Consider the following 6,763-nt stretch of genomic DNA (forward strand, 5'->3'; position numbering starts at 1 on the left):
GTCCAGATATGACTGAAGGGATGGTCTTTTTGGTTTTCGTCGCCTTTTTGGGGGCGGCGTGCCTGGAGTTCATCTACGGCGGTTCTGGCTCGGTTCGATATTGCCGTGGGCGGTTTTTGAGCCAGAACGAGAAGGAATTTCTCGGGAAGCTCGATCGCGTTGTTGGCGCGCGTTATCGTGTCTTCGTCCAGGTCCGTCTGGCTGATCTTATCGGCGTCGAGGCCGCTGGAAATCGGAGGGCTCGTTGGAAATCATTGAGCCAGGTGTTCGGCAAGAGCGTCGATTTCGTGATCTGCCATCGGACGACATTGGATCCCGTGATGGTCATCGAGGTCGACGACCGCTCGCACGAGGCAGCGGACCGGCGGCGGCGCGACGCTCTGGTCGATCGCGTCTGCGCTGAGGCTGGATTGTCCCTGGTGCGCGTTAAGGCGCGGTTTTCATACGGTGAAGGCGAATTGGTGAAGAAGCTCCAGGCGGCCGGCCTGGGTCTGGCGCCGAATTTGAACGTGAAGGGAAACTGAAATGCGAATGTTGGTGTTGGGTGGTTTGATCCGCGCCTATCCGGCAAAGATAAACACCACCCGCTGATATAAAGGCGGCGAGAGTGCTCGCGTGGCGGCGGCAGCATTGCGCCAGGACCCGAAACTTGGTTTGGACGCCGATCAGCGCGAGCGCCCTCGCGCTGATTGACAGCCTAAATTCTATGCGGCCTTCGATCGTTCGGTCTCAGGAGACGCCATAGCGCTGAGATATAGATCGAGCAGCGACTCATGCTCATCTCTTTCGTCCTTGTCCTGCTTACGCAGGCGGATGATTTCCTTGATAACTTTAAGGTCGAAGCCTTCGCCCTTGGCTTCCTGGAAAACTTCCTTCTTGCCCTCGTTCAGTGCCTTGATTTCTTCCTCTATGTGCTCGATGCGCTTGACGATTGAGCGAATCCGGTCACCTGCAATACCCACGACGTCTGTCATACATGACCTCCCTTGGTTGGCGCAATCAGAGGCTAGGGCCGAAAAGGTCACCAAGATGTTAACCCGATCACCCAAGCTGTGGAGAACCCCGAATCCTGCGTGCTTCGGTCTCGTTGAAGTCCTGGGAATGGTTGCTCTTCGGAAGCTCGTGGTACACTGATCGCTGGTCATCCCGATTTCGGTCAATTCCCGTGAAGCCATCCTCCGACGCAACGCCGCCGAGAGACACGCTCGTCGGCTCGGTCGAGCGGGTGACGTTCCACAACGAGGACAGCGGCTTCGTCGTCCTGAAGGCGAAAGCTCGGGGCCAGCGCGACCTCGTGCCGGTCGTCGGCCACGTGGCGTCGATCTCGGCCGGCGAGTTTATCCACGCGGTGGGTGTCTGGATCACGGACCGAACCCACGGTCTTCAATTCAAGGCGGATTTCCTCAAGACCACGCCGCCGACAACGCCCGAAGGCATCGAGAAATATCTGGGTTCCGGGATGGTGCGCGGCATCGGCCCGAAGCTCGCGGAGCGGATCGTCTCCGTCTTCGGCGCGGCCACGTTTGAAATCATTGAAGCCAACCCGGAGAAGCTCAGGGATGTATCCGGTATCGGCGAATTCCGTGCGGCGAAAATCGCCGCCGGCTGGGCCGAGCAGAAGGCCATCCGCGACGTCATGCTCTTCCTGCACTCCAATGGAGTTGGCACGTCGCGCGCGGTCCGCATCTTCAAAACCTATGGATATGACGCGATCCAGGTGATGACCGAGGACCCCTACCGGCTCGCGCGCGACATCCGCGGCATCGGGTTTCGGACGGCGGACGCCATCGCCATGAAACTCGGCATGACGCGCGAGGCGCCGCAGAGGGTGCGGGCCGGCATCTCCTTCGCGTTGCAGGAAGCCACCGACGAGGGCCATTGCGCTCTGCCTGTGGAGGAGCTCATCAAGCTCGCAACGACCCTGCTCGAAGTCGACGCCGGCATCGTCGGCGTGGCCCTGACCCATGAGATTGCTGGCGGCGAGGTCATGGCGGATACAATCGAAGGGCGACCCTGCGTCTTCCTGCGGGGGCTGTATCTCAGCGAGCGCGGGATCGCCGAACGTCTGCTCGCGTTGGGGCGGAGCGAGCCGCCATGGCCGGCGATCGACGCCGACAAGGCAATTCCTTGGGTCGAAAAAAAGACTGCCAAGACGCTGGCGCCGTCGCAGCGCGCCGTGATCGCGACGGTCCTGCGGTCAAAGGTTGCGGTCGTCACCGGCGGTCCCGGCGTCGGCAAAACGACCCTGCTCGACGCCATCCTGCGCATCGTCGCGGCCAAGGGCACGAAAATCCTGCTCGCGGCGCCCACCGGCCGCGCCGCCAAGCGCATGGCCGAGCAGACCGGCATCGAGGCGAAGACCATCCACCGGCTGCTTGAGACCGACCCGAAAAACGGCGGCTTCAAACGCAACACCGAATACCGGCTTGAATGCGATCTCCTCGTCATCGACGAGACCAGCATGCTCGACACCTCCCTGATGTTCGCGCTGGTGAAGGCCATTCCCTCCAAGGCGGCGTTGCTTTTGGTCGGCGACGTCGACCAGCTTCCATCCGTCGGTCCCGGCCAGGTTCTCGCCGACATCATCAATTCCGGCGCCATCCCGGTCGCACGGCTGACCGAAGTTTTCCGGCAAGCCGCTGAAAGTCGGATCGTCGTCAACGCGCATCGCATCAATCAGGGCGAAATGCCGGAGTGGACCAGGGCGGGCGAGGATTCCGACTTTTTTTTCGTCGAGGCCGACGATCCCGAGGATGGCGCGGCCAAGGTGGTCCAGATCGTACGCGACAGAATTCCCCGGCGCTTCGGCCTCGATCCGGTCCGCGACATTCAGGTGCTGTGCCCGATGCAGCGTGGAGCCCTCGGCGCGCGTGCGCTCAACGTCGATCTCCAGAACGCGCTCAATCCGAACATGGCCCTGAAAATCGAGCGTTTCGGCTCGGCCTTCGCTCCCGGCGACAAGGTCATGCAGACCGAAAACGACTACGACCGCGAGGTGTTCAACGGCGATCTCGGCAGGGTCAAGCGCATCGACCAAACTGACGGAGTTCTGATCGTCGATTTCGAAGGGCGCGAGGTCGAATATCCGTTCGGCGAACTCGACGCGCTCGTCCCAGCCTACGCGACGACGATCCACAAGTCGCAGGGCTCGGAATATCCCGCAGTGGTGATCACCTTGGCCAAGCAGCATTACACCATGCTGGCGAGGAATCTCGTTTATACGGCTGTCACCCGAGGCAAGCGCTTGGTCGTCATCGTCGGGCAGCGCAAGGCGCTGGCGATCGCCGTCCGTAGCCATGGGGCGAAGCGGCGGTGGACGAAGCTTCGGGAGTGGCTGGTGGGCGAGCGAGGTTTGCCGGAATCGAATGAAAGCAGTCTGCGCGTGGTTTGATCCATCGCTACCCGGCAAAGACGAAGACCCACTATATATAGACGCGACGAGACACCTCATTGGCGGCAGCAATGCGCCATCAACGGACCTTGCCGTCCCCACCGAAGCCACACCAACATTGACACAAAGCAGCCGTTCGCCAAGTGCTTGAATCGCCGGCATGACCCTTTACACCCGCACTTGGTGTCGCCTGCGGCGTGATGAAGCCGATCAAAATGATCGAGTCTTGGGCCAGTTTCTTGGGCCAGTTTCTTGGGCCAGGTGATTTTCAGGTTTCAGCGCTGGCGCACCTTCCCTGCCAGCAATTCGGCCGCCTCATGCGACGCCTGTCTGATCCTGCCCAACCCGTGTGCTTCGCCCGCCGTGGCCTTGGCCAAATGCGGAAAAAGCGCCAACGCGTTGCCCCTGTTGATTTTCTCTTTCCTCATCGCGTCGAAAATGGCGGACTCATCGAGCGCCCGGGTCTCCATGCCGGTGACCACAGCCGGCGCGAAGGGGAAATCGCTGCCAAACAATATGTGATCGGCGTCGACCAGTTCGCGCAGCGCCGCCAGCGCGTAAGGCGAAGGCGACAACGCCGTATCGAAATAAAAGCGGCGGATCGTCTGCATCACGCCCTGAGGCGCCTTGAGCGCCAGTTCCGGCATGACGTTCCCAGGCAGAACGACCCTTTTTTTCAATATCCGCGCAACGTCGTCGCCACCAGCGAGGGCGACGTCGAAATGCCCTTCGGTAATATGACAATTCCAACGTCATGGCGTGCTTCCGGGTGGATCCGCAAAAAGCCGGGTCCGTCATTCAGGGTGGCCTGGAGCCCGTTCGGTTTGGCAGGAAGGCTTTAGCGGTTGTTTCGCTTTACGAATACAGGAAAACCTCGATCGCGGCTTATCGGGAGGTCGGCGTCGCTATTGCATGCGCTCCAAAAGGCGTCACTCTGCCTGCGTGGGCTCTCTTCTCCTTGTTCGGAAGCCTGGACAAAGGCGTCGTCGGTTTCAACGTCATTGACCTCCCGGTCACCACGGCGGCAGCTTGCGCGGCCCGACGGGAAATCTGGAGTTATCCCAGATTCGTGACGCCAATCGGGTTCGACCTGCGCAATGGCGCCTTCGCCGGCGACGTCGCCTATCCCGATGAAACAAGGAAAATCCTGACTTTTTCATGTCAGGCCGGTCCTGGCGTCCGAGCCCCCTTGCTGTATTTGATTTTCTACTCCGCGCACAAGGGAATGATGCTGCGCACGCTGGTCAATACGCGCGGCAAGGGCCAGTTCTGCCTGCCCGGCTTGATGCGCCTGGAGGTTTCGGACAGCCAACATCCGATGGCGCAACGCTTGATCGCCCTCGGCCTCGAAGACGCCAAACCCGCCTCAGAACTCCAGTTGCGGGCGAACTCGGGCCTCGTCTTGCCATGACGCGGTCCCGTCGTGGCGCCCTCATTACTTGGACCGATCATGTTCCCGCTCGCAAAGAAGCCGATTGGCGAAGCCGCGTGACAGGAGCGGCGCCGGGACCGAGGGCGGCGCGACACCGCCCCAAATTCAATCCTAAATGAGTACTTTCCGATCCTCGCGACCATTTCGCCGACGGTTACGGTACAAAACCCAACCAGGCGTCAATAACCGAGGATTTCGAGTCATGGCAAACCCGACCGTAGAGCAGATCGCCAAAAATGGCGCCGATACCCTGTCCAGGAGCGCCGAGGCTGCGAAAAAGATCGCGAAGGACAGTTCCCACACTCTGGCCGAAAGCGGAAAAGGCTCTGCTGCGGCCATCAAGGATTTGACCGATGCGTATCAGGAATTTGCGTCAAACAATGTCAAGAACCTGACCGCCGCCCTGGAGGCGCTCTCCGCCGTGAAAAGCCCCCAAGAGTTCTTGGCATTGCAGCAAAAGCTGATCAAGGACGGCGTAGACACCGCGGTCAGCGATAGCCGCCGTATCGCCGAATTGACGACCGCCGTATTCACCGCCGCTTTCGATCCCTTGAAAAAGCAGATCGAAGCGGCGCAGCACAGCGTCAAGAAATCTTGACTGCTTAACAGCGGACACTTTGGCCACCGGCGCGCCTTCCTGCTGAAAGCGCGCCCCCGGGGCCCTATCGAGGAAAACAACATGTCGTTCCGTCCCCTTCATGACCGGGTTGTGCTCAGGCGCCTCGATGGCGAAGAAAAGTCCAAGGGGGGCATCATCATCCCCGACACCGCCAAGGAAAAGCCGCAGGAAGGCGAAGTCGTCGCCGTCGGCCCTGGCGCCCGCGACGAGGCCGGCAATCTCGTTCCGCTCGGCGTGAATGCAGGCGATCGCGTCCTGTTCGGCAAATGGTCGGGGACCGAGGTCAAGATCGACGGTCAGGAACTGCTGATCATGAAGGAAAGCGACATTCTCGGCGTGGTTGGCTGACCCGGCCGGCTTTTCCTGCACCTGTTTTCTTTCGGAGTTGAAACAACATGGCCGCCAAAGACATTCGTTTCTCCACCGACGCGCGCGATCGCATCCTGCGCGGCGTCGAAATCCTCACCAATGCAGTGAAAGTCACTTTGGGTCCGAAGGGCCGCAACGTCGTCATCGAAAAATCCTATGGCGCGCCGCGCATCACCAAGGACGGCGTCACCGTCGCCAAGGAGATCGAACTCGCCGACCGGTTCGAAAACCTCGGCGCCCAGCTCGTGCGCGAAGTCGCCAACAAGCAGCATGACGCCGCGGGCGATGGAACCACCACGGCCACCGTCCTCGCCGCGGCCATTGCGCGCGAAGGCGCCAAGGCGGTCGCCGCCGGTCTCAACCCGATGGATCTCAAGCGCGGCATCGATCTGGCCGTCGAAGCCGTTGTCGTCGATCTCAAGAAGAATTCGAAGAAGGTCACCTCGAACGACGAGATCGCCCAGGTTGGCGCCATATCGGCGAACGGCGACAAATCGATCGGCGACATGATCGCCAAGGCGATGCAAAAAGTCGGCAACGAAGGCGTCATCACCGTGGAAGAGGCGAAAAGCCTCGATACCGAACTCGACGTCGTCGAGGGCATGCAGTTCGACCGCGGCTATCTCTCGCCCTATTTCGTCACCAACGCCGAGAAGATGATCGCCGAGTTCGACGAGCCCTACATCCTTATTCACGAAAAGAAATTGTCTTCGCTGCAGGCGATCCTGCCGGTGCTCGAAGCCGTCGTCCAGACCGGCAAGCCGCTGGTGATCGTCTCGGAGGATGTCGAGGGCGAGGTCCTGGCGACGCTCGTCGTCAACAAGCTGCGCGGCGGCCTGAAAATCGCCGCCGTCAAGGCGCCGGGCTTCGGCGACCGCCGCAAGGCCATGCTCGAGGACGTCGCCATCCTGACGAATGGCCAGGTCATTTCCGAAGATATCGGCATCAAGCT

The 6,763-nt window shown here is 60.7% G+C and carries 8 protein-coding genes; 6 read left to right on the top strand and 2 right to left on the bottom strand.

The annotated features are described in order from the left end of the window. Positions 1-8 precede the first annotated feature (8 nt). Positions 9-524 (top strand): DUF2726 domain-containing protein, encoded by a 516-nt coding sequence (locus tag QZY01_RS02290; protein ID WP_294532820.1) that lies wholly within the window; start codon positions 9-11, stop codon positions 522-524. Between the two features lie 180 nt (positions 525-704). Here the strand turns inward: QZY01_RS02290 and QZY01_RS02295 are convergent, their stop codons facing one another. Continuing rightward, positions 705-974, bottom strand: coding sequence for a DUF2312 domain-containing protein (locus tag QZY01_RS02295; protein ID WP_294532822.1), 270 nt, complete (start codon positions 972-974; stop codon positions 705-707). 191 nt (positions 975-1,165) lie between these two features. Here QZY01_RS02295 and QZY01_RS02300 point away from each other — a divergent pair, with 191 nt between their 5' ends. Next, entirely contained in the window at positions 1,166-3,391 is a 2,226-nt protein-coding gene (locus QZY01_RS02300) for an ATP-dependent RecD-like DNA helicase (RefSeq protein ID WP_294532825.1), read from the top strand. A gap of 275 nt (positions 3,392-3,666) precedes the next feature. Here the strand turns inward: QZY01_RS02300 and QZY01_RS02305 are convergent, their stop codons facing one another. After that, the gene (locus QZY01_RS02305) at positions 3,667-4,038 is read right to left on the bottom strand and encodes an amidohydrolase family protein (RefSeq protein WP_294532826.1); all 372 of its coding nucleotides are present in this window, start codon (positions 4,036-4,038) and stop codon (positions 3,667-3,669) included. Positions 4,039-4,145: 107 nt separating this feature from the next. On the opposite strand from QZY01_RS02305, the gene QZY01_RS02310 reads away from it, so the two are divergent. The 4 genes from QZY01_RS02310 to groEL form a co-directional block, all read left to right on the top strand. Then, on the top strand, positions 4,146-4,802 hold the full coding sequence (locus QZY01_RS02310; RefSeq protein WP_294532829.1) for an acetoacetate decarboxylase family protein: 657 nt from the start codon (positions 4,146-4,148) through the stop codon (positions 4,800-4,802). 136 nt (positions 4,803-4,938) lie between these two features. Next, positions 4,939-5,421: a phasin family protein gene (locus QZY01_RS02315; protein WP_294532831.1), complete on the top strand. Its 483-nt coding sequence runs from the start codon at positions 4,939-4,941 to the stop codon at positions 5,419-5,421. A gap of 81 nt (positions 5,422-5,502) precedes the next feature. Continuing rightward, positions 5,503-5,790, top strand: coding sequence for a co-chaperone GroES (gene groES / locus QZY01_RS02320; protein ID WP_294532833.1), 288 nt, complete (start codon positions 5,503-5,505; stop codon positions 5,788-5,790). A 47-nt stretch (positions 5,791-5,837) separates the two neighbouring features. Continuing rightward, positions 5,838-6,763, top strand: a 926-nt coding sequence (gene groEL, locus QZY01_RS02325; RefSeq protein ID WP_294532835.1) for a chaperonin GroEL, incomplete at its 3' end; no start/stop codon positions are given.

Source organism: uncultured Rhodoblastus sp., assembly GCF_903903185.1.
Lineage (GTDB): Bacteria > Pseudomonadota > Alphaproteobacteria > Rhizobiales > Beijerinckiaceae > Rhodoblastus.